The following is a 20,761-nucleotide window of genomic DNA, read 5'->3' as shown; positions in this document are numbered from 1 at the left end:
GCCGGGTCGGCGCGAAGTTCGCGCCGGGTCGGTGGGAGATATGTGCCGGGTCAGCGGGTGAGGCGGCGTCCGGTGACCTCGTCGGGGTGGATGCGCACCAGGGCGGCGTGCGAGCGGTCGGGCCACGGGTCGGGCCAAGGATCGGGGGCGTGCGAGTCGCTCGCGTGGCGGTCGGCGGCGTACGACACCTCGGCGCGCCCGCGCACCAGCACGCTCCAGCCGGTGCGGGTCCCCGGGTCGCTGCCGTCGACCTCGTAGGCGACCGGGCTGTCGTCGACGTGGGTCACCAACGAGGTCCAGGGGGCGGTGCGCAGCAGCAGGACGCCGTCGGCCACGGCGTGGTTGACCGGGATCAGCACCGGCCCGTCGGCCTCGCACCACGCCAGCCGGCCGACCGCGGCCTCGCCCAGCAGCCGCCAGCACTCCCCCGCGTCCAGCTCCTCCACGCCCGTCCTCCCCAGGTGCCTGGTCGTCCTCAGAAGTCGAACTCGCCCGCGTGCTCCTGCAGCAGCCTCGTGGTCGCCTCCATGTCGATCTCCGCGCCGTACGACGCCCCCTCGACCGCCAGCTCGGCGGGGTCCTCGACCGGGTGGGTCATCATCCAGCGGAAGAGCTGCTCGAAGCCGCCCGGCGAGATCAGCTCGAGCACGCGCGCCTCCTCGTCGCCGGGGTTCCAGAACGTGTGCCACTGCCCGCGCGGCTTGTGCACCAGGTCGCCGGCCTCGGCGAGCACCTCGCGGCCGTCGGTGATCGCGCCGATCCGGCCCCGCACGACGTAGGTGTACTCGTCCTCGCGGGAGTGCCGGTGCATCGGCGCGGCCAACGAGTGCGGCTCGAAGCGGTGCTCCACGAGCGCGAAGCGGCCGCCGGTCTGGTGCGCCTCCAGCAGGAAGCGGTCCCGGACCCGGCCCTCGGGTGAGATGTCGCCGTCCTCGGGGCCGAGCACGACGGGTGCTGCGCCGTCCATGACCGCACGCTACGCCCGGAGGCACCGCCCGGCCATGCCCCATCCGGGGCATCTGCGGCCAGCCCCGGCCAGTGGCCGTCCGCACGTCCCGGGGAGACTCACGGGGTGAGCGAGACGCAGGAGACCGACGTCGTGGTGGTCGGAGCAGGCATCAGCGGGCTGGCCGCCGCCGAGACGCTGGCCGGCGCCGGGTCCGACGTGGTGGTCCTCGAGGCCCGCTCCCGCACCGGTGGCCGGCTGCTGAGCACGCCCGAGGGCCTGGACCTGGGGGCATCGTGGGGCTGGGACGGCGAGGCGCGCGTGCTGGCGCTGGCCCGCCGCCTCGGCGTGGCGACGTACGCCCAGCACCTGGCCGGCGACACGGTCGTGGAGGACCGGGGCGGGGTGCTGCGCCACCCCGGCAACCTCATCGACGTGCCCGCGCACCGCTACGTCGGCGGTGCGGCCGGTCTCACCGACGCCCTGGCCCGTCGGCTGCCGGCCGGCAGCCTGCTGCTCGAGCACCCCGTCGACCGCGTCGTCGTGGGTGCCGAGGGCCGGCTCGAGGTCGGCGCGCGCGGCCGGAGGTGGCGGGCCCGCCACGTGGTGCTCGCGCTGCCCCCGTCGGTCGCGGTCGACACCGTGGACCTGCCCGACCTGCCCGGGGCGGTGGCGCGCCTGGCGGCGACGGTGCCGGTGTGGATGGGCCAGGTCGCGAAGGTCGTGGCTGTCTACGACGAGCCGTTCTGGCGCCACGCCGGGCTGGCCGGCGCCGCGGCCAGCCGGCTCGGGCCGCTCCAGGAGGTGCACGACCTGTCCGGCCCCGGTGGCGACCCCGCGGCGATCTTCGGGTTCGCCCCCGCGGCGCTGCTGGGTCCCGACGCCGAGGCGCAGGTGCGGGCCCAGCTCGGGCGTCTCTTCGGCCCGCGCGGCGCCGAGCCCCGCAGCCTCACCATCGCCGACTGGAGCCGCGAACGGTGGACCAGCCCGGCCGACGCGGCCGCACGGCCGGCCGACCACTCCCGCTACGGCCACCCGCTGCTGAGCGCGCCGGCGCTGGACGGCCGCCTGCACTGGGCCTCGACCGAGACCGCGACGTCGTACGCCGGGCACGTCGAGGGGGCGCTGGCCGCTGCCGGGCGCGCCGTCGACGCCATCACCGGCTGATCAGTCGTCGCCGGCGACGTCGCGGCCGTCGGGGGTGTGCGGGTCCTCGTCGATCGCCTCGACCGCCGGGGTGCGCTCGGGCTCGAGGCCGGGGCGACGGCGGTCGAGGTGGACCCCCGCGATCATGCAGCGCACCGAGCCGCCGGCCAGCTCGATCGTCGGGATCTCCACCGCGACGATCTCGCACGACTCCTCGATGGCCGCGACCTGGTCGGCGCGCAGGCTGCGCCGGGCCCGCGCCGACATCACCATGATGTAGCGGCGCCGGCCGTCGGGCGTGCGGCCGCACAGCTCGACGGCGTTGCCGGCGAACTCGCGCACCTGCTCCTCGGTCAGCTCCACGACCCGGCGCCCGTTGACCGTCAGCCGCTCGCGCACCGCCTCGCGGCGCACCTCGTCGGGGATCATCTCGAGGGCGAAGAGGGCCACGTCGGTGCCGATGCAGGCCATCACGTTGGTGTGGTAGACCGGCACGCCGGCGGAGTCGACGGCGTCGAAGGCCATCGGCTCGTAGCCGAAGTCGGTGCAGAAGCGCTCGAGCACGTGGGTGTCGGCGCGGTGCGAGACCGCGGTGTAGGCGACCCGCGAGACGTGGTCGAGCACCATCGCGCCGGTGCCCTCGAGGAAGATGCCGTCGGGCTCGAGCCCGGAGTAGTCGACGATCGTCTGCACCCGGTAGGACGACTTGAGCATCTCCAGGACGTCGGAGCGCCGCTCGTGGCGCCGGTTGGAGGCGTACATCGGGTAGACCGCGACCTGGCCGCCGGCGTGGGTGGAGAGCCAGTTGTTGGGGAAGACGCTGTCGGGGCGGGTGTGGTCGCTGTCGGCGAAGACGTGCACGCGCACCCCGGCCTCGCGCAGCGTCTCGGCGACCGCGTCCATCTCGGCCAGCGCCGCCGCCGAGGTCTCGGCGTCGCTCTGGCCCGGCGGCACGTCGGCCTGGAAGGCGTTGTCGGCCGCGGTGGCGGGGTTGGGGACGAACTTCTCGGCTCGGACCAGGATGACGGCGGAGGGGGCCTGTGCGCTCACACCCCGGAACCTAGACGACGACGGCGCCGGACACGGAGCCGACGTCCGGAACTCGCGCCGGGTCGGCGGGGAACTCGCGCCGGCTGGGCGGGGAACTCGCGCCGGGTCGGCGGGGAACTCGCGCCGGCTCGGCGGGGAACTGGCGCCGGCTCGCGCTCAGGCCAGCGCCTTGGCGAGGGCCACGACGCCCGTGACGACCAGCCCGGCCAGCACCAGCACCCGGAACCGTTGCGGCGAGAGCCGCTGGAAGACCGCGTCGCCCAGGCGCCAGCCCAGCGGCATCCCGAGCACCCCGGCCCCGGCCGCCACCAGCACCGGCGCCCCGACCTGTCCCAGGGCCACGAAGGCGACCACCGCGACCGCGTCCTGCAGGCAGAAGGTGGCCTGCAGGGTGGCCCGGAAGCGGTGCGGAGGCTCGTCGCGCAGCACCAGCACCAGCGGCGGGCCGTTCATGCCCGTCGAGGTCAGCAGCGCGCCGCTGGTCACGCCTGCGCCCCACTGGGCCCGGCGGCCGGTCGGCAGCCGCACCCCCGCGGCCAGCAGCGCGACGGTGAGCAGCAGCACCACCGCGATCACCGTGGTCAGCACCCGCTCGGAGGCCAGCAGCAGCACCGCCAGCCCGGCCGGCATCCCCAGGGCCCCCGCCGCGGTCAGCCGTCGTACGACGGGCGCGTCGGTGTGGCCGTGCTCGCGGCGCCAGGCACCGCCGGTGAGGACCAGCCCGGCGAGGGTCGCGGCCACGAGTGCGTCGCCGGGGCCGACGACGAAGCTGAGCAGGGGCACCGCGACCAGCGCCGAGCCGAAGCCGCTGGCGGCCTGGGCCAGGGCTGCCAGCGCGAAGATCGCCACGGCCGCGATTGCGACGACGACCAGGGTGCCCACGGGGGCGATCCTGCCCTGGTGGGGGCCCGGCACCGCACTCGACCCGGCGACAGGCGTGCTGCCGCCGGGCCGTGGGTGCGGTCCCCCGTGTCCGGTTGCGGTCCGCTGCTGCGTGGGACCGCGCCCGCTTCCCATCAAGCCACCGGGCACCGGGGCCCGACCACCACCCTCAGGAAGGGTTCTGGCTGGTCAGCGCCGAGCCGGCTCGCCGCCGACGTACGCCGCGAGGTGCCGGCCGGTGAGCGTGCCGGAGTCGGCGACCAGCTGGGCGGGGGAGCCCTCGAAGACGACCCGGCCGCCGTCGTGACCGGCTCCGGGCCCGAGGTCGACGATCCAGTCGGCGTGGGCCATCACGGCCTGGTGGTGCTCGACGACCACGACCGAGCGTCCGTCGTCGACGAGCCGGTCGAGCAGCGCCAGCAGCTGCTCGACGTCGGCCAGGTGCAGGCCGCTGGTGGGCTCGTCGAGCACCAGCACGCCGCTGCTGTCCTTGAGGTGGGTCGCGAGCTTGAGGCGCTGCCGCTCGCCGCCCGAGAGCGTGGGGAGCGGCTGGCCCAGGCGCACGTAGCCGAGCCCGACGTCGACCAGGCGCTGGAGCACGGCGAGGGCCGCCGGGGTGCGCGCCGGCCCCTCGGCGAAGAAGCCGGCCGCCTCGTCGACCGACATCGCCAGGACCTCGGCGATGTCGCGGCCGCCCAGGGTGTGCTCGAGCACCGCGCGGTCGAAGCGGCGGCCCTCGCACTCCTCGCAGGTGGACTCGACGGTCTCCATGATGCCGAGCTCGGTGTAGATCACCCCGGCGCCGTTGCAGGCCCCGCACGCCCCCTCGGAGTTGGAGCTGAACAGCGCCGGCTTGACGCCGTTGGCCTTGGCGAAAGCCTTGCGGACCGGGTCGAGCAGGCCCGTGTACGTCGCCGGGTTGCTGCGCCGCGACCCGCTGATCGGGCCCTGGTCGACGACCACCACGTCGTCGCGCACCGCGACCGAGCCGTGCACCAGCGAGGTCTTGCCGGAGCCCGCCACCCCGGTGACCACGCACAGCACCCCGAGCGGGATGTCGACGTCGACGTCGCGCAGGTTGTGGGTCGCGGCCCCGCGCACCTCGATGACGCCGGTCGCGGTCCGCACGGTGTCCTTGAGCCGGGCCCGGTCGTCGAGGTGGCGCCCGGTGACGGTGCCGCTGGACCGCAGCCCCTCGACGCTGCCCTCGAAGCAGATGGTGCCGCCCTGCGAGCCGGCACCGGGCCCCAGGTCGACGACGTGGTCGGCGACCACGATCGCCTCGGGCTTGTGCTCGACGACCAGCACCGTGTTGCCCTTGTCGCGCAGGCGCAGCAGCAGCCGGTTCATCCGTTCGACGTCGTGGGCGTGCAGGCCGATCGTCGGCTCGTCGAAGACGTAGGTGACGTCGGTCAGCGACGAGCCGAGGTGGCGGATCATCTTGGTGCGCTGGGCCTCCCCGCCCGACAGGGTCCCGGAGGGGCGGTCGAGGGAGAGGTAGCCCAGCCCGATCTCCTCGAAGGAGTCGACGAGGTGGCGCAGGCTGCCGACGAGCGGCGCGACGCCGGGCTCGTCGAGGTCGCGCAGCCACGTGGCCAGGTCGCTGATCTGCATCGCGCAGAGCTCGGCGATGTTGCGGCCGCGGATCCGCGACGACAGCGCCTCGCGGCGCAGCCGGGTGCCGCCGCACTCCGGGCAGGTCTGCTGGGTGGCGGCGCGCTCCACGAAGCGGCGCACGTGGGGCTGCAGCGCCTCGCGGTCCTTGGAGAGCATCGACTTCTGGATCTTGGGGATGAGCCCCTCGAACGTGAGGTTGACCCCGTCGACCTTGATCTTGGTCGGCGGCGCGTGCAGGAGCATGTCGAGCTCCTCGTCGCTGAACCTGGCGATCGGCTTGTCCATCGGCAGGCCCGCCCCGCTGAAGATCCGGCCGTACCAGCCGTCCATGCTGAAGCCGGGCACCGTCAGGGCGCCCTCGGCCAGCGAGCGGGAGTCGTCGTACAGCGCGGTCAGGTCGATGTCGCTGACCCGCCCGGTGCCGTCGCAGCGCGGGCACATGCCGCCCTGGTAGACCGCCTCGCGGACCACGGTGCGCTGCTCGCTCCCGCCCTTCTGCGACTTCATCACACCGCTGGCGGTGCGGGTGGGGACGTTGAACGCGAAGGCCGCCGGCGGGCCGACGTGCGGCTCGCCGATGCGGCTGAAGAGGATGCGCAGCATGGCGTTGGCGTCGGTGACGGTGCCGACTGTCGAGCGCGGGTTGGCGCCCATCCGCTCCTGGTCGACGACGATCGCCGTGGTGAGCCCCTCGAGGACGTCGACGTCGGGGCGCGCCAGGCTCGGCATGAAGCCCTGGAGGAAGGCGCTGTAGGTCTCGTTGATCATCCGCTGCGACTCCGCGGCGATGGTGCCGTGCACCAGCGAGCTCTTGCCCGACCCGGACACGCCGGTGAAGACCGTCAGCCGCCGCTTGGGCACTTCGACGTCGATGTCGCGCAGGTTGTTGACCCGCGCCCCCTGCACCCGGATCAGGTCGTGCCGGTCGGCGGGGTGCTCACCCCCGCGGTCGGTTTGCGCAGCCACCATGGTGGTCACGATAGATCTCGTGAGCACCAACACCAGGGAGATCTCCGCACCGCCGCACGACGTGTGGGCGGTGCTGGCCGACGGCTGGCTCTACCCGCTGTGGGTCGTGGGCGCCTCGCGCATGCGCGAGGTCGACGACGACTGGCCCGCCGTGGGCGCCCGCCTGCACCACTCGGTGGGCAGCTGGCCGCTGCTGCTCGACGACGAGACCGAGGTCGTGGAGTGCCGCCCCGTGGAGCTGCTGCGGGTGCACGCCAAGGCGTGGCCCAGCGGCGAGGCCGGCGTGACGCTGCGCCTCGAGCCGCTCGACGGCGGCACCCGCACCCGGGTCACCATCGAGGAGGACGCCCGCAGCGGCCCGGGCAGGCTGGTGCCCAAGCCGCTGCGCGACGTGCCGCTGGCCTGGCGCAACACCGAGACGCTGCGCCGCCTGGCGTTCATCGCCGAGCGTCGCCACTGACCCGAGCCGAGATCCGACCGCGAGCCGGCGCCACTTCCTCGGCGAGCCGGCGCCACTTCCCCAGCGAGCCGGCGCCACTTCCTCAGCGACCCGGGTGGGCGGTGCGTCAGCAACCGGGCGCGGGCGCCGGACGGTTGCTGGGTCACCGCTGACCCGAGCAGACCCGGGTGCCCGCGCGGCGGAGCTTGCACCGCGGCGACGCCTGGGCGTGGCCCCGCCGCTGCTGAGCCGTCTCACCTCGTGGCCGGGCTCAGCCCAGTGCGACCTCGAGGTCGGCGTCGGTGTGCTCGCGCACCTCGTCCTCGCTCACGCCGGGCGCGAGCTCGACGAGCCGGAAGCCGGTGCCGGTCACGTCGAGGACGCCGAGGTCGGTGATGACCCGGTGCACCACTGCCTTGCCGGTCAGCGGCAGCGAGCACTCGCGCACCAGCTTGGCCGAGCCGTCGCGGGCGGTGTGCTCCATCAGCACGATGACCCGGCGGGCGCCGTGCACCAGGTCCATCGCGCCGCCCATGCCCTTGACCATCGCGCCCGGGACCATCCAGTTGGCCAGGTCGCCGTTGCCGGCGACCTGCATGCCGCCCAGGATCGCGGCGTCGACCTTGCCGCCGCGGATCATCGCGAACGACGTGGCGGAGTCGAAGTACGACGCCCCGCGGCGCAGCGTGACGGTCTCCTTGCCGGCGTTGATCAGGTCGGGGTCCTCGGTGCCGGCCACCGGGTAGGGCCCGACGCCCAGGATCCCGTTCTCCGACTGCAGCACCAGCTCGACGCCGTCGGGCACGTGGTCGGGCACCTTGGTGGGCAGCCCGATGCCGAGGTTGACGTAGGAGCCGTCCTCCAGCTCGGCCGCGGCACGCGCGGCCATGTCGTCCCTGCTCCAGCCCATCAGCTGGCCTCCTTCACGGTGCGCTTCTCGATCCGCTTGTCGGCGGCCTGCTCGGGGGTCAGCTCGACCACCCGCTGCACGAACACGCCGGGGGTGTGCACGTCGGCCGGGTCGATCTCGCCGGGCTCGACGAGGTGCTCGACCTCCGCGATGGTGGTGCGCCCGCACATGGCGGCCGGCGGGTTGAAGTTGCGCGCCGCGTCCTTGTAGACGAGGTTGCCGTGCCGGTCGCCCTTCCAGGCGCGCACCAGCCCGAAGTCGGCGTGGATCGCGTGCTCGAGCACGTGCTCCTGCGGGCCGTCGGGGGTGGGCAGGACCTGGGTCTGCTTGGCCGGCGAGGCGATCGCGACGCTGCCGTCGGCGGCGTAGCGCCAGGGCAGCCCGCCCTCGGCGACCTGGGTGCCGACGCCGGTGCGGGTGAAGAACGCACCGATGCCCGCTCCCCCGGCCCGCATCCGCTCGGCGAGCGTGCCCTGCGGGGTCAGCTCGACCTCGAGCTCGCCCGAGAGGTACTGGCGGGCGAACTCCTTGTTCTCCCCCACGTAGGAGGCGACCATGCGGCGCACGCGCCCGGCGCCGAGCAGGAGCCCCAGGCCCCAGTCGTCGACACCGGCGTTGTTCGAGACCAGCTCGAGCTCGTCGGTGCCTGCCTCGAGGACGGCCTGGATCAGCACCGAGGGGATGCCGCAGAGGCCGAAGCCACCGACCACGAGTGTGGAGCCGGAGGCGATGCCGGCGACGGCCTCCGCCGCCGACCCGAACGTCTTGTCGATCATCTGCTGTTCACCGACCTGTCTGGTTGGAGGGGCGGAGCCAGGGTACGGGCGCGGGGCGGCTCACGTCGCCGTCCACCCGCCGTCCATGACGTGGGAGGTGCCGGTGACCGAGGCGGCGTGCGGGCCGCACAGCCAGGTCACCAGCCCGGCGACCTCCTCGGGCTCGACGAGGCGCTTGACGGGGGTCCGGGCCAGCAGCACCTCGTCGACGACCCGGTCCTCGGGCAGGTCGTGCACCCGCGCCTGGTCGGCGATCTGGCCCTCGACGAGGGGCGTGCGCACGTAGCCGGGGCACACGGTGTTGGAGGTGACGCCCTTGCCGGCGCCCTCGACCGCCAGGACCTTCGACAGGCCCTCGAGGCCGTGCTTGGCCGAGACGTAGGCCGACTTGTAGGCGGAGGCGCGCAGGCCGTGGACGCTGGAGACGTGCACCAGCCGGCCCCAGCCGCGCTCGTACATGCCGGGCAGGGCGCGGCGGGCCAGCAGGAAGGGGGCCCGCAGCATCAGGTCGTGGACCTGCTGGAACTTGGCGGGGTCGAGCTCGTGCACGGGCGCGACGTGCTGGACGCCGGCGTTGTTGACCAGGATGTCGACGTCGAGGTCGAGGCCCTCGATCGCCGCGGGGTCGGTCAGGTCGACGCCGACGGCGCTGCCGCCGACGCGGGCGGCGACCTTGGCTGCGGCGTCCTCGTCGCGGTCGACCACCACGACGTGGGCGCCCTGGGCGGCGAGGGCCTCGACGACGGCGGCGCCGATGCCGCCGGCGCCGCCGGTGACGAGGGCGCGGCGACCCTCCAGGGGCGCGGGCGTGGTGGCGGTCACAGAGCTCATGGCGACACGGTAGGACGACCGGGCCCGTCGGACCATGTGCGAGTCACCCACCGTGCTGCGGTCGGGGTGTGCCTGTCGCACACAGCGGTGGGTGTGGGGCCCGGCGGGCTCAGTCCTGGTCCTGCGGCGAGCGCAGGCGGGCGACCCGGAGCGCCAGCTGCAGGTCGAGAGCCGCGTCGGGCTCGCGCCAGCGCGGCCCCAGGAGGTCGGTGACGCGGTCGAGGCGTTGGGCGACGGTGTTGGGGTGCACGTGCAGCCGCTCGGCGGTGGCCCGCGACCGCCCGCCCTCGGCGAACCAGGCCTCCAGGGTGGCCACCAGCTCGGTGCCGCGACGCTGGTCGTGCTCGAGGACCGGGCCCAGGGAGCGGGTCACGAAGTCCTCCAGGTCGCCGGGTCCGCTGGTGCCGAGCAGCAGCCGGGTCACCCCCAGGGCGGCCGGGTCGGCGCACTCCCCCGTGCGGCCCAGGGCCAGGAGCGCCTCGAGGCAGCGGCGCGCCTCGTCGTACGCCGCCGGCAGGGCGCCGTCGGTGGGGTGCGCCGGGCCCGCTGCGACCCCCAGCGTGACCGGTTCGCCGCAGGTCTCGGCCAGGGCGGCGCGCAGCCGCTGCCCGGTGGTCAGCGGGTCGTCGTGGGCGGGCACCAGCAGGACCGGCCGGCCACGGTGCTCCACGGCCAGCCCGTCGACGGCGCGGGCCAGGCGCGCCGCGGCGCGCACCGCGCGGTGCCGCTCCCCCGCGGGCACCTCGGCCACCGCCACCACGCAGCCGGCGTCGAGGCGCAGCCGCTGGCCCCGCGCGCGCTGGCGCAGACGGGCCGGGTCGGCGTCGCTGCCCTCGAGCAGGTCGGTGAGAAGGGCGCCGCCCAGGCGCTCCTCGGCCTCGTCGACGGACCGGGCGAAGAGCAGCACCAGCCCGGCGACGATCGCGCCGCGTTCCAGGGTGCGGCGCCCGGCCCGGTCGAGGTCGGGGCCGCCGTGCACCAGCACCGTGGCCAGGTGCTCCTGACCGGCCAGCGCCGGCGCCAGGTAGCCGCCGGCCACCGCCACCGAGTGCCCCGAGGCGACCGCCTCGGCGAGGGCGGCGCGGCTGGGCCCCGGCCCCGGAGCGGGGTCGCCGGCCAGCACGTGGCCGTCGGCGTCGAGCACCGCGACCCGGCCACCGCCGAGCACCTCCCCGAGCACGGCGACGACCTCGGCGAGGCTGCTGCGGTGCAGCAGCAGACCGGTGAGCTGGTCGTGCACGCGGGCCGCCTCCTCGACCGCGTCGGCCTGCTCGCGCAGCCGGGTGTTGGCCTCGTCGAGGTCGGCGAAGAGCCGCGCGTTCTCGAGCGCCACAGAGGCGTGGGCGGCGAACGAGGTCAGCAGCGAGACCTCCTCGGGCGGGAACGGGCGCACCGTGCGGTGGGTGGCCATCAGCGCCCCGATCACCCGGCCCTCGAGCACCAGCGGCACCCCCAGGATCGCCCGGATGCCCTCGTTCCCCACCGCGTCGTCGACGAAGCGGCGGTGCACGAAGCGCTCGTCGTGCTGGTAGTCGGAGGTGAAGTAGGGGGCGCCGGTCTGGGCGACCAGGCCCAGCAGACCGGTGCCCAGCGGGAGACGCAGGGTGCGGAACTCGGCCGACAGCGCCCCGTCGGTGACCTTCATGAACGAGGCCCCCTCCGCCTCGTCGTTGAGGGACAGGTAGGTCATGTCGGCCTTGAGCAGCTGGCGCGCGCGCCGCACGATCGCGGCCAGGATGGTGTCGACGTCGCGGATCGCGGTGAGGTCGCCGGCGGTGTCGTAGAGGGCCGAGAGCTCGGCCTCGCGGGAGCGCTGGCGCGCGATCAGCTCGCGCAGGCGCAGCGCGACGTCGTACGCACGCCGGGTCTCGGGGTCGTTGCCGCCCGCCTCGACGAGGCGGTCGAACTCCTCGCGCGGCGCCTCGTCGTAGAGCAGGTCGAGCAGGGTGCGGGCCACCCGTGCATCATGCCGGAGGTTTGACCCCTCGCGGTGGCTGGGTAAAGGACGACTGGGCCTCGGGCCCAGCCTCCACTCGCGCAGCCCGCATCTCGGGCGCGGGCTGCGTCAGAGCCAGGGTCAGAGCCAGGGTCAGGGTCAGCGTCAGAGGACCCCGCCGCCGTTGCCGTTCTTGTCGCAGGTCAGGGTCCGCACCGTCGCAGCGCTGGTCCAGGTCGAGCCCGGCGGACGAACCGTCGTCGCCAGCGTCCAGGTGGTGTCCTCCTTCGCCACCCGCGTGGCGTCGAGCAGCACCACCGGGCCGGTCGCCGTGACCGTCGCGACGCCGGTCGCGCTCAGCGTCCACCCGTAGGTGGGCACGCCGGCTGCGAGGCCCGCGGACGGCGTGGCGGTCGCCGTGATCGTGATGCGCGGACCCTCACCTCCGACCAGGGACCTGCTGCACTGCCAGGTCCCCGTCACGTTCGGTTGCGGCACGGTCCCCGTGGACACCTCCATCGAGCCCCCGACGGTCCGCGAGAACCCCGCGTGGGCGACCTGGGGCGCCACCAGCAGGGTGGCGGCCACGAGCAGCACCGTGACGACGCGCCGTACGCGGTCGAACGCGGACATATCTGCTCTCCTGTCGGGTACTTGTCGGGTGTGCACCGGAACAGGTCCTACTCTGTCGTCACCGGCTCAAGCCCCGACGTGCTTGACCGCAAGGTTTCCGCAAGCCCGTCGAGCCGCCCCCACGGCTCGAAGCCCAGGAGGAACGCGCCATGACCCAGGACGCCCCCGAGCGCCGAGCCCTGGTCGTCGAGGACGACGAGGACATCCGCTCGCTGATCGAGTTCACCCTCGGCACGCAGGGCTTCGCGGTGACCGCGGTCGACTCGGGGCCCAAGGCGATCGAGGTGGTGCGGGCGCAGGAGCCCGACCTGATCACCCTCGACCTGGGCCTGCCCGGCATCGACGGCATCGAGACCTGCCGGCGCCTGCGCGAGCTCACCGACGCCTACGTCGTGATGATCACCGGGCGCGACGACGAGATCGACCGGCTGCTGGGGCTCGAGACCGGCGCCGACGACTTCCTGACCAAGCCGTTCTCGGTGCGCGAGCTCAAGGCCCGCGTGAACGCGCTCTTCCGCCGTCCGCGCCGGGTCGAGCCGCGCGGGCTCGCCGCACCTGCGCTCGCCGCGCCTGGCGACCCCGTCGACGGGGCGACCCCGCCCGAGCCGCCCCCGGCCCCCGCGCCGGCGCTGCCCGACCACGAGCTCCTCGAGCACGGCGTGCTGCGCGTCGACGTCGACGGGCGCCGGGCCTTCCACGGCGACACCGAGCTCACGCTCACCCGCACCGAGTTCGACCTGCTCACCGAGCTGATGCGCACCCCCGCGCGGGTCTGGACCCGCGAGGCGCTGCTGCGCTCGGTCTGGGGCACCGACTGGGCCACCGACACGCACCTGGTCGAGGTGCACGTGGGCAACCTGCGCCGCAAGATCGAGAACGGCCAGAAGGGCCTCAAGCTGATCCGCACGGTGCGGGGCGTCGGCTACCGGATGGAGACGTTGCCCGCCTAGGCCGACGGCCTCACTATCAGAGCGTCCCGGTCAGCGTGCCTCGGCGGCGCGCTGGGTCGCGTCGAAGGTGAGGTTGAGGGTGCCGCTGGCGCCCTGGAGGTTGTTGCCGGCCTCGCCCGGCAGCGTCAGGGTGAGCCGCAGGTTGGCGGAGGCACCGGTGCCGTTGAGGGCGCTCAGCACACCTGCCGGCAGCACCTGACCCGTCATCGTGACGGCACGCTGGCTCAGGACCGTGGTGCTGGTGCCCGAGCAGGTCATCGCCGAGGCGGCTGAGCCGGTGCCGGACTTGACCCAGGGCACGGTGCACTGGTCGACGGTGAGCTTGAGCCCGTTGGCGTCGCTCGCCAGCACCCCACCGCCGCTCACGCTGAGCGTGACCGACCCGAAGGCCTCGCTGCCCGACGCGCGGGTGAGCTGGACGGCGCGCTGGGCGGTGTCGCCCGGGAGCATGCCGCTCGCAGCGACGGCCAGGCCCTGGTTCTGGTCGGCCAGCCCGACAACGATCCGACCCGCTGAGACCGACTCGGTCGCGGAGGTCGTGGAGGTGAAGGAGCCGTAGGTGCCGAGCCCGGCGACCGCCGCCGCTCCGGCCACCAGCGCCACCGAGGCCGCGAGCCGGCTGCCGGCGCCGCTGCGGGCGCGGGTGGCGCGGCGGCGGGGGCTGGGGCGGCGGTGCGATCCGGGGCGGGTCATGAGGTGGCTCCAGGCGAGAGGCGGGGGGGCTGGTGGGAGGAACTCTGCCGCCGCGGCTTCAAGCCGGGCGCAGGGAAGGCCGCGCACGGGCGGTGGGTTTGCTCAAGGAAGACGCAAGGGGCATCGGCGGCGGGCGGTCAGCTGGCGGTGAGTGCCAGGGCCTGGCAGGTCTGCCGCGCGGTGCCGGGCAGGCGTCGTACGGCGCGACGGGCCGCGACGGTGTCGGCGAGGCGCACGTGCTGCTCGACGTCGCCGGCCAGCGACGCGAGGGCGGTGGCGCCCATCGTGGTGGCGGAGGTGCGCAGGCTGAGCACGGCGTCCATCAGGTCGTCGTGGTCGTCGGCCTCGAGGGCTGCGACGACCCGCTCGACCCGGCCGGGGAGCATCCGTCGGTAGGTCCCGACGAGGCGCTGCACGAAGGCGGGGTCACCGAGGTCGGTGCCCAGCTGGGTGATCACAGCGGCGTCGAGGATGCTCATCGGTGGGGCTCCTTCGGCGGTCGCTGGCTGGGTGCTGGGGTGAGGACGTGGGAGGTGTCGTGTGGCCGCCGCTCCCTCCGCGGCGGCCACACGCTGCTCGGCCCTGGTGTCCCCCCTGGGCCGGGCGCTGGGGGTCAGCGGGCCTCGGCGGCGCGCTGGGTGGCGTCGAAGACGAACTTCACGGTGTCGGTCTTGAGCTGGAAGTCGTTGTTCGCGGCCTGGGGCAGGGCCAGGGTGATGCGCAGGTTGGAGACCTTGGTCTCGCCGTTGAGGGTCTCGGTGACCTTGGCCAGGTCGCGGTTCGCAGCGACGACCGGCACCGAGGACAGCACCGAGGTCACCGGCCCGGCGCAGGTCATCCGCTTGGAGTCGGCGGCCTTGACCCACGGGGTGGCGCACTGGTCGATGCTCAGCTGCAGACCGTCCTTGGCGTTCGTGGTCAGGATCGAGGGGGTCGCGGCCGCCGAGGTCGTGCTCAGCGCCACCGACCCGAAGCCCTCGGTGGTGCCGGCACGGGTCAGCTGCACCGCACGCTCCACGGTGTCACCGGGGACCAGGTTGACCGCCGCCATGTCCAGGCCCTGCGCGCCCTGGCCGGCCAGCTCGATCTTCGTCTCGCCCGAGGAGACCGCCTCGGCGGCGTCGGTCGAGGAGGTGAACGAACCGAACGTGCCCAGGCCGGCGACCGCGGTCGCACCGGCGACCAGGGCGACCGAGGCAGCGACGCGGGTCAGGGACTTGCGGGAGGAGGTGTTCGAGGCCATGAGGGGAGTCCTTGTCTGGAGCCGGCCAGCGGGCCGGTCGGGGTGATGAGCAGAACTCTGCGCCCCCCACCTCAAGCCACCACCCGGTAAAGACCCGACGTTGCCTCAAGCAATCCGCAAGACCCCCCACCCACCCACAAGACCCCCCGACCCGGCGCCACTTCCCCACCCACCCGGCGCCACTTCCCCACCGAGCCGGCGCCACTTCCCGCGACCCGGCCCGTTCAATCCAACCGACCCGCCACCCACCACGCCGTACGCCACCCACACCAGGAACTCACGACGGCTCGCGGAGGAACTCACGACGGCTCGCGGGACGGCCCACCGCGAGCCGGCGCCACTTCCCCACCGAGCCGGCGCCACTTCCCGCGAGCCGGCCCGTTCGAACCAACCGACTCGACACCCACCACGCCGTACGCCGCCCGAGCCAGGAACTCACGACGGCTCGCGCAGGAACTCACGCCGACTCGCGGCACAGCCGACCCCGACCCGGCGCCAGTTCCCCACCGAGCCGGCGCCACTTCCCGCGAGCCGGCCCGTTCGAACCAGCCGACTCGCGGCTCACCACGCCGATTCGCGCGGGTGCTCACCGGGTCACGACAGACAGCACCGCCCGGGACCTGGTCGGTCCCGGGCGGTGCTGTGTCGTGGGCGTTCGGCGGGTGCCGCTCAGGCCTCGCCGGCGGGCTCGTCCTCGTCGTCGCTGGACCAGATGCGGCCCAGGCCGAGGAGGAGGACGGCGCCCAGGGCGCCGTACAGGATGACGTCGTTGACCACCGGGGTGCGCAGGGCGCGGATGACCGAGCCGACCTGGGGGATGACGGCCTGCACCTCCCACACGCTGTCGCCCTCGAGGGTCGCGACCCAGGGGTCGACGTTGGGGTTGTTGTCACCCTTGGTGCGGACGGCGACCGAGCCGTCGTCGCCGCGGATGACCTCGGTGACGCGGTGCGTCTCGACGCGGTGGTCCTCGACCGGGATGTGGTAGGTGATCACGTCGCCGACCTCGACCTCGGCGGCGGGCCGCTCGGCGGTCACGACGACGTCGCCGACCATGATGCCGGGCTCCATCGACCCGGTGAGCATGGTGGCGGTGCGGTAGCCCAGCACGTGCGGGCCGACGGCGAAGAACAGGAAGAAGGCCAGGGCGACGACGACCAGCAGGGAGGTCACGACCCGGCCGAGGCCGCGCAGCACCCGCGCCGTACGACGTACGGGCCGCTGCGGCGCCGGGGCCGGGGCCGGGGCGCCGCGGGTGACGCCCGACGTGGCGCCGCGGTGCGGAGCGGGAACGCGCACCGTGGGGCCGGTGGCGCGGTGGCGACCGACGACCAGGGGGACGGCGGGGCTGCTCATCGATCCGGCTCCTGCGAGTGGTGGGGCGGGCGGTGGGGTGAGGGAGGTGGTGCCGTGCGGCCGCCGCTCCCTCCGCGGCGGCCACACGTGGCCGGGCCGGCGAACCGGTCCGACCGATGAGCAGAACTCTGCTCCCCCCACCTCAAGCCACCCGTCAGGAGAACCCCGACGTTGCCTCAAGGAACTCGCAAGACGCGGCCCCTCAGCTCGTGGCGAACCACTGCGACAGCGCCGGGACCCGCCGCAGCACCACCTGGTCGAGGACCAGGACGGCGAGCAGCGAGAGCCCGAAGAGCGGCAGCAGCACCCCGAGGGCCACGACACCGACCAGCAGCGCCGGCGTGGCCCTGAGCGGCATCCGCCCCCGCGGCGCGCCCAGCGCGGCGGCGCCGCGCGGGCGACGGCGCCACCACATCACCGGCCCGGTCACGCTCATGAAGACCACCGCCAGGCACATCGCCGCCGCGCCCCAGAAGGACACCAGGCCCAGGCTGCGGCCCTCGTGCAGCCCGATGCCCTGCGAGACGACCTTCGCCAGCACCGGGTAGTCGTCGTAGCCGTACGCCGCGACCACCTCACCGTCGTACCGGTCGACGTGCAGGGTGCGCTCGTCGGACGGCGCGTCGAAGGCGTAGCCGATCACCGAGTAGACCCCCGGCTCGCTCGGGTCGGCGGCCGGGAGCGCGACGGTGAAGGGGTGGCGCAGCCCCTCGCGGTCGGCCTGGACGACAGCGGTGTCGAGGTTCGCGACCGAGCCCTCACCGTCCCCGGTCGAGGTCGGGACCTCCGAGCCGCCCAGCGCCCACGGGACGTCGGTGGCGTGGCTGTGCGGCAGCGACTCGTCGAGGCGCGAGGTCGGCTCGGAGACCGCTCCCGGGTCGGTCGACCACAGCGACGTGCCCCGGTCGGTGGCCAGCTCCTGCACCTTCGCGCCCCAGAAGCCGGTCCACGGCAGCCCCGAGACGAGCAGGAAGAGCAGCCCGACCCCGGCGACCAGGCCGACGCTCGCGTGCCGCGAGCGCAGCCGGGACCCCGGCTGGCCCTTCTCCCGGGAGCGGCGCCGGGCCTTGCGCCCCTTGACCACCAGGTAGTAGCCGGTCAGCGCCATCACCACCGCCCAGCAGGCGGCCAGCTCGATGAACAGGTCGCCGAGGCTGCCCGTCATCAGCTCGCCGTGCAGGCGCACCGCGACCCCCGAGAGTTTCGTGTCGGGGTCGAGCGCCCCGAGCACCTCGCCGGTGTAGGGGTCGACGTAGGCGTCGCGGGTGCTGCCGTCGTCGAGCGACATCGAGAAGCGGCTGCTGTGGTCGGCCTCGGCTGGCTCGGTCATCGAGACGACCGCGGCGTCGGGGTACGACGCCCGCACCGCCTCCAGCTGGGTCTCCCAGGTCTTGGTGGTGGCCGCCGCCTGGGCGTCGGCCGGCACCTCGACCCGCATCAGGTCGGCGTGCAGCAGCGGCTCGAGCTGGAAGCGGAACAGGTAGATCAGCCCCGTGCCGGCCAGCAGCAGCAGGACGGGGGCGACCAGGAAGCTGGCGAAGAAGTGCCAGCGCCAGGCGGCGCGGAACAGGCCGGTCGCGCGGGCCGGACGGCGCTGCTGCTCAGGTCGTGCGGGGTCGCGCTCGGGCGCGTGGACATCGGTCATGCGGGTGCTCCTCGGGACAGCGCGCACCCTGGGTGCGCGCAGGACGGCCCGACCGGACGGGACCGGTCGGGCGGGGACGTCGTCTCCTGACCGCGTCGGGTCAGGCGAGGAGCGCGGGCGGTCCGCGTCGGGCCAGGGCCCGGGCGAGCACCTGGTGGAACCGCGGCCGGGGCGGCAGCGGCGTACGACGCACGCGAGCGGCGCGGGCCACCGGTCGCGGCACCAGGAGGCCGACGAGGTCACCGAGCCGGGCCGCGACCGCGCGGCAGGCGAGCGCGACGAGGGTCCACAGGGCCCGCTCCCCCACCGCCAGCCAGAGGCCGACGAGCGCGGCGGCGGCCATGTGGGCCACCATCATCGGCGCGTGCGCGGCCAGGTCGTCGAGCAGGCCGCCGAGGGGCAGGCCGAGTGCGAGGTCGTGGCCGGCGGGGACGTGGTCGACGTAGGAGTCCATCAACGAGCCGGTACGACGGCCCTCGACGCTCGGTAGCGCCGAGGACGGCGCGGTGACGGGGCCGGGCGGCGCAGCGCTGGCCCCGGTCTCGCCGTGGTGGCCGCCGGCGAGGCTGAGCACGAGGTGCACCAGTCCCTGGCCGGCGACCAGGAGGGTGACGAGCCGGGTGGTGCTGGCGGGTCGGACCAGGAGCGCCAGGCTCGACGCGGTCGTGGCGACGACCAGCACGGCGAGCGCCGAGATCCCCGGCAGCAGGCCACCGCCGGTCACGTGACCGGCGACCCCCAGGAAGAGCGTGACCGCAGACAGCAGCGCGCCGCGCAGGAGCAGCAGCGCGGGGTCGGTCCCCGGCGGTTCCTGGCGGCGCACGAGCGAATGATGACAGAGCCAGGCCCCGTGCGAGCACGGAACCTGGCTGTGGTGTCCCCCCGGGCCGGATGTCGGCGCCCCGGCCCGGGAGGAGCTCGGGTGGTGGCCCGGGTCAGCGGGCCTCGGCGGCGCGCTGGGTGGCGTCGAAGACGAACTTCACGGTGTCGGTCTTGAGCTGGAAGTCGTTGTTCGCGGCCTGGGGCAGGGCCAGGGTGATGCGCAGGTTGGAGACCTTGGTCTCGCCGTTGAGGGTCTCGGTGACCTTGGCCAGGTCGCGGTTCGCAGCGATCACCGGCACCGAGGACAACACCGAGGTCACCGGCCCGGCGCAGGTCATCCGCTTGGAGTCGGCAGCCTTGACCCACGGGGTGGCGCACTGGTCGATGCTCAGCTGCAGACCGTCCTTGGCGTTCGTGGTCAGGATCGAGGGGGCCGCAGCCGCCGAGGTCGTGCTCAGCGCCACCGACCCGAAGCCCTCGGTGGTCCCGGCCCGGGTCAGCTGCACCGCACGCTCCACGGTGTCACCGGGAACCAGGTTGACCGCCGCCACGTCCAGGCCCTGCGCGCCCTGGCCGGCCAGCTCGATCTTCGTCTCGCCCGAGGAGACCGCCTCGGCGGCGTCGGTCGAGGAGGTGAACGAACCGAACGTGCCCAGACCGGCGACCGCGGTCGCACCGGCGACCAGGGCCACCGAGGCAGCAACGCGGGTCAGGGACTTGCGGGAGGAGGTGTTCGAGGCCATGAGGGGAGTCCTTGTCTGGAGCCGGCCAGCGGGCCGGTCGGGGTGATGAGCAGAACTCTGCGCCCCCCACCTCAAGCCACCACCCGGCAAAGACCCGACGTTGCCTCAAGCAATCCGCAAGACCCCCCACCCACCCACAAGACCCACCGACCCGGCGCCACTTCCCCACCGACCCGGCGCCAGTTCCCCACCCACCCGGCGCCACTTCCCGCGACCCGGCCCGTTCGAACCAACCGACTCGACACCCACCACGCCGTACGCCGCACACACCAGGAACTCACGCCAGCTCGCGGAGGAACTCACGCCGACTCGCGCAGGAACTCACGACGGCTCGCGAGCCGGCCCGTCCGAACCAGCCGGGTGGCGTCAGTTCAGGGGGCGCATGGAGTCGGGTACACCGCCGCCGCGGTGCACCTCCTCGACCAGCTCCTGCAGGGCGGTGAGGGCGACGCGCTGGGGCATCGGGCCGTAGGAGACACGGGCGACGCCGAGCTCCTCGAGGCGGTCGAGGGAGGGGTTGCCGGGCACGCCGATCATGGTCAGGCGCTGGGGGCCGAAGGCGTCGACGAGGGCGACGACCTCCTCCTCGCTCAGCCGGCCGGGCACGAACACGGCCGGCGCGCCCACGTCGAGGAAGGCCTTCCCGCGCTCGATCGCGTCACCGAGCACCGCGCCGCGGTCGCGGTCGCCGGCGCGCAGGAAGGCGTCGGTGCGGGCGTTGAGCACGAAGTCGATGCCCTCGTCGTCGGCGGCGGCCATCACGTCCTCCATCATCGTGGCGGCGTCGACGAGGGGGCGCATCTGGTCCTCGAGGTTGGCGCCGACGATGCCGACCCCGATCGCCTTGCGCACGGTCTCGACGGGGTGGCCGTAGCCGGCCTCGAGGTCGGCGCTGACCGGCAGGTCGGTGGCCGCGGCGATGCGACCGCACGCCTCGATCATCAGGTCCACCGGGATGTGCTCGCCGTCCTCGTAGCCGTAGGAGGCGGCGATCGAGTGGCTGGCCGTGGCCAGCGCGGTGGTGCCGATCCCGTCGGCGACGACGCGGGCGCTGATCACGTCCCACACGTTGACGACGGTGAGCAGCGTCGGGTCACGGTGCAGCCCGAGCAGGTGCGTGGCCTTGTCCTGGAGTGCGCTCATCACGACACCCTAGGGCGCCCACCCGCCGGGG

General features: G+C 74.3%; 21 protein-coding genes. 3 read left to right on the top strand and 18 right to left on the bottom strand.

Translation table 11 applies throughout. The annotated features are described in order from the left end of the window. Positions 1-50 precede the first annotated feature (50 nt). Positions 51-446 carry a pyridoxamine 5'-phosphate oxidase family protein gene (locus OCU29_RS03920; protein WP_261818857.1) on the bottom strand — a complete coding sequence of 132 codons (396 nt, stop codon included), beginning with the start codon at positions 444-446 and terminating at the stop codon, positions 51-53. 29 nt (positions 447-475) lie between these two features. Next, positions 476-967 carry a cupin domain-containing protein gene (locus OCU29_RS03915; protein ID WP_261818856.1) on the bottom strand — a complete coding sequence of 164 codons (492 nt, stop codon included), beginning with the start codon at positions 965-967 and terminating at the stop codon, positions 476-478. A gap of 105 nt (positions 968-1,072) precedes the next feature. On the opposite strand from OCU29_RS03915, the gene OCU29_RS03910 reads away from it, so the two are divergent. Further along, positions 1,073-2,113, top strand: coding sequence for an FAD-dependent oxidoreductase (locus OCU29_RS03910; RefSeq protein WP_261818855.1), 1,041 nt, complete (start codon positions 1,073-1,075; stop codon positions 2,111-2,113). Here the strand turns inward: OCU29_RS03910 and ctlX are convergent, their stop codons facing one another. From ctlX to OCU29_RS03895, 3 genes are all read right to left on the bottom strand, one after another. Next, positions 2,114-3,142, bottom strand: a complete 1,029-nt coding sequence (ctlX, locus tag OCU29_RS03905; RefSeq protein WP_261818854.1) for a citrulline utilization hydrolase CtlX — start codon at positions 3,140-3,142, stop codon at positions 2,114-2,116. It lies immediately after the preceding gene. Positions 3,143-3,298: 156 nt separating this feature from the next. Then, entirely contained in the window at positions 3,299-4,024 is a 726-nt protein-coding gene (locus OCU29_RS03900; protein ID WP_261818853.1) for a sulfite exporter TauE/SafE family protein, read from the bottom strand. Between the two features lie 189 nt (positions 4,025-4,213). Then, positions 4,214-6,610: an excinuclease ABC subunit UvrA gene (locus OCU29_RS03895; protein ID WP_261818852.1), complete on the bottom strand. Its 2,397-nt coding sequence runs from the start codon at positions 6,608-6,610 to the stop codon at positions 4,214-4,216. A 19-nt stretch (positions 6,611-6,629) separates the two neighbouring features. Here OCU29_RS03895 and OCU29_RS03890 point away from each other — a divergent pair, with 19 nt between their 5' ends. Then, a complete protein-coding gene (locus tag OCU29_RS03890) occupies positions 6,630-7,070 on the top strand; it encodes an SRPBCC family protein (RefSeq protein WP_261818851.1) in 441 nt (146 codons plus the stop codon). A gap of 250 nt (positions 7,071-7,320) precedes the next feature. Here OCU29_RS03890 and OCU29_RS03885 read toward each other — a convergent pair whose 3' ends face one another. The 5 genes from OCU29_RS03885 to OCU29_RS03865 form a co-directional block, all read right to left on the bottom strand. Further along, positions 7,321-7,959, bottom strand: a complete 639-nt coding sequence (locus OCU29_RS03885; protein WP_179616172.1) for a 3-oxoacid CoA-transferase subunit B — start codon at positions 7,957-7,959, stop codon at positions 7,321-7,323. Next, on the bottom strand, positions 7,959-8,735 hold the full coding sequence (locus OCU29_RS03880; RefSeq protein ID WP_368858944.1) for a CoA transferase subunit A: 777 nt from the start codon (positions 8,733-8,735) through the stop codon (positions 7,959-7,961). Before OCU29_RS03880 ends, OCU29_RS03885 begins: the two co-directional genes overlap by 1 nt. A gap of 60 nt (positions 8,736-8,795) precedes the next feature. Then, positions 8,796-9,566: a 3-hydroxybutyrate dehydrogenase gene (locus OCU29_RS03875; protein WP_261818850.1), complete on the bottom strand. Its 771-nt coding sequence runs from the start codon at positions 9,564-9,566 to the stop codon at positions 8,796-8,798. A gap of 109 nt (positions 9,567-9,675) precedes the next feature. Continuing rightward, entirely contained in the window at positions 9,676-11,523 is a 1,848-nt protein-coding gene (locus OCU29_RS03870) for a GAF domain-containing protein (protein ID WP_261818849.1), read from the bottom strand. Positions 11,524-11,667: 144 nt separating this feature from the next. Then, positions 11,668-12,135 (bottom strand): hypothetical protein, encoded by a 468-nt coding sequence (locus OCU29_RS03865; protein WP_261818848.1) that lies wholly within the window; start codon positions 12,133-12,135, stop codon positions 11,668-11,670. Between the two features lie 149 nt (positions 12,136-12,284). Between OCU29_RS03865 and OCU29_RS03860 the strand changes: the two genes are divergently transcribed. Beyond that, on the top strand, positions 12,285-13,085 hold the full coding sequence (locus OCU29_RS03860) for a response regulator transcription factor (protein WP_179616168.1): 801 nt from the start codon (positions 12,285-12,287) through the stop codon (positions 13,083-13,085). Between the two features lie 30 nt (positions 13,086-13,115). Here the strand turns inward: OCU29_RS03860 and OCU29_RS03855 are convergent, their stop codons facing one another. The 8 genes from OCU29_RS03855 to OCU29_RS03820 form a co-directional block, all read right to left on the bottom strand. Then, positions 13,116-13,778: a hypothetical protein gene (locus OCU29_RS03855; protein WP_261818847.1), complete on the bottom strand. Its 663-nt coding sequence runs from the start codon at positions 13,776-13,778 to the stop codon at positions 13,116-13,118. 137 nt (positions 13,779-13,915) lie between these two features. Continuing rightward, positions 13,916-14,257 carry an Hpt domain-containing protein gene (locus OCU29_RS03850; protein WP_261818846.1) on the bottom strand — a complete coding sequence of 114 codons (342 nt, stop codon included), beginning with the start codon at positions 14,255-14,257 and terminating at the stop codon, positions 13,916-13,918. A 134-nt stretch (positions 14,258-14,391) separates the two neighbouring features. Further along, positions 14,392-15,021, bottom strand: coding sequence for a hypothetical protein (locus OCU29_RS03845; protein ID WP_261818845.1), 630 nt, complete (start codon positions 15,019-15,021; stop codon positions 14,392-14,394). Positions 15,022-15,690: 669 nt separating this feature from the next. Continuing rightward, positions 15,691-16,377 carry a signal peptidase I gene (locus OCU29_RS03840; RefSeq protein ID WP_261818844.1) on the bottom strand — a complete coding sequence of 229 codons (687 nt, stop codon included), beginning with the start codon at positions 16,375-16,377 and terminating at the stop codon, positions 15,691-15,693. A gap of 202 nt (positions 16,378-16,579) precedes the next feature. Continuing rightward, positions 16,580-18,022 (bottom strand): PepSY domain-containing protein, encoded by a 1,443-nt coding sequence (locus OCU29_RS03835; RefSeq protein ID WP_261818843.1) that lies wholly within the window; start codon positions 18,020-18,022, stop codon positions 16,580-16,582. A gap of 100 nt (positions 18,023-18,122) precedes the next feature. Further along, a complete protein-coding gene (locus tag OCU29_RS03830) occupies positions 18,123-18,845 on the bottom strand; it encodes a hypothetical protein (protein WP_261818842.1) in 723 nt (240 codons plus the stop codon). Positions 18,846-18,957: 112 nt separating this feature from the next. Then, complete coding sequence (locus OCU29_RS03825; protein ID WP_179616165.1) at positions 18,958-19,587, bottom strand: hypothetical protein; 630 nt, start codon at positions 19,585-19,587, stop codon at positions 18,958-18,960. Between the two features lie 366 nt (positions 19,588-19,953). Next, positions 19,954-20,730 carry an isocitrate lyase/phosphoenolpyruvate mutase family protein gene (locus OCU29_RS03820; protein ID WP_261818841.1) on the bottom strand — a complete coding sequence of 259 codons (777 nt, stop codon included), beginning with the start codon at positions 20,728-20,730 and terminating at the stop codon, positions 19,954-19,956. Positions 20,731-20,761: the final 31 nt, after the last annotated feature.

This window comes from Nocardioides sp. OK12 (genome assembly GCF_024341885.1).
Lineage (GTDB): Bacteria > Actinomycetota > Actinomycetes > Propionibacteriales > Nocardioidaceae > Nocardioides > Nocardioides marinisabuli.
The sequence above is the reverse complement of the archived record's forward strand: the minus strand, read 5'-3'. Positions and strand labels throughout refer to the sequence as shown.

Coding starts and splice junctions, on each gene's coding strand:
- OCU29_RS03915 (WP_261818856.1), bottom strand. CDS start 967: ATGGACGGCGCAGCACCCGTCGTGCTCGGCCCCGAGGACGGCGACATC.
- OCU29_RS03895 (WP_261818852.1), bottom strand. CDS start 6,610: ATGGTGGCTGCGCAAACCGACCGCGGGGGTGAGCACCCCGCCGACCGG.
- OCU29_RS03885 (WP_179616172.1), bottom strand. CDS start 7,959: ATGGGCTGGAGCAGGGACGACATGGCCGCGCGTGCCGCGGCCGAGCTG.
- OCU29_RS03880 (WP_368858944.1), bottom strand. CDS start 8,735: ATGATCGACAAGACGTTCGGGTCGGCGGCGGAGGCCGTCGCCGGCATC.
- OCU29_RS03875 (WP_261818850.1), bottom strand. CDS start 9,566: ATGAGCTCTGTGACCGCCACCACGCCCGCGCCCCTGGAGGGTCGCCGC.
- OCU29_RS03865 (WP_261818848.1), bottom strand. CDS start 12,135: ATGTCCGCGTTCGACCGCGTACGGCGCGTCGTCACGGTGCTGCTCGTG.
- OCU29_RS03860 (WP_179616168.1), top strand. CDS start 12,285: ATGACCCAGGACGCCCCCGAGCGCCGAGCCCTGGTCGTCGAGGACGAC.
- OCU29_RS03855 (WP_261818847.1), bottom strand. CDS start 13,778: ATGACCCGCCCCGGATCGCACCGCCGCCCCAGCCCCCGCCGCCGCGCC.
- OCU29_RS03850 (WP_261818846.1), bottom strand. CDS start 14,257: ATGAGCATCCTCGACGCCGCTGTGATCACCCAGCTGGGCACCGACCTC.
- OCU29_RS03845 (WP_261818845.1), bottom strand. CDS start 15,021: ATGGCCTCGAACACCTCCTCCCGCAAGTCCCTGACCCGCGTCGCTGCC.
- OCU29_RS03840 (WP_261818844.1), bottom strand. CDS start 16,377: ATGAGCAGCCCCGCCGTCCCCCTGGTCGTCGGTCGCCACCGCGCCACC.
- OCU29_RS03835 (WP_261818843.1), bottom strand. CDS start 18,022: ATGACCGATGTCCACGCGCCCGAGCGCGACCCCGCACGACCTGAGCAG.
- OCU29_RS03825 (WP_179616165.1), bottom strand. CDS start 19,587: ATGGCCTCGAACACCTCCTCCCGCAAGTCCCTGACCCGCGTTGCTGCC.
- OCU29_RS03820 (WP_261818841.1), bottom strand. CDS start 20,730: ATGAGCGCACTCCAGGACAAGGCCACGCACCTGCTCGGGCTGCACCGT.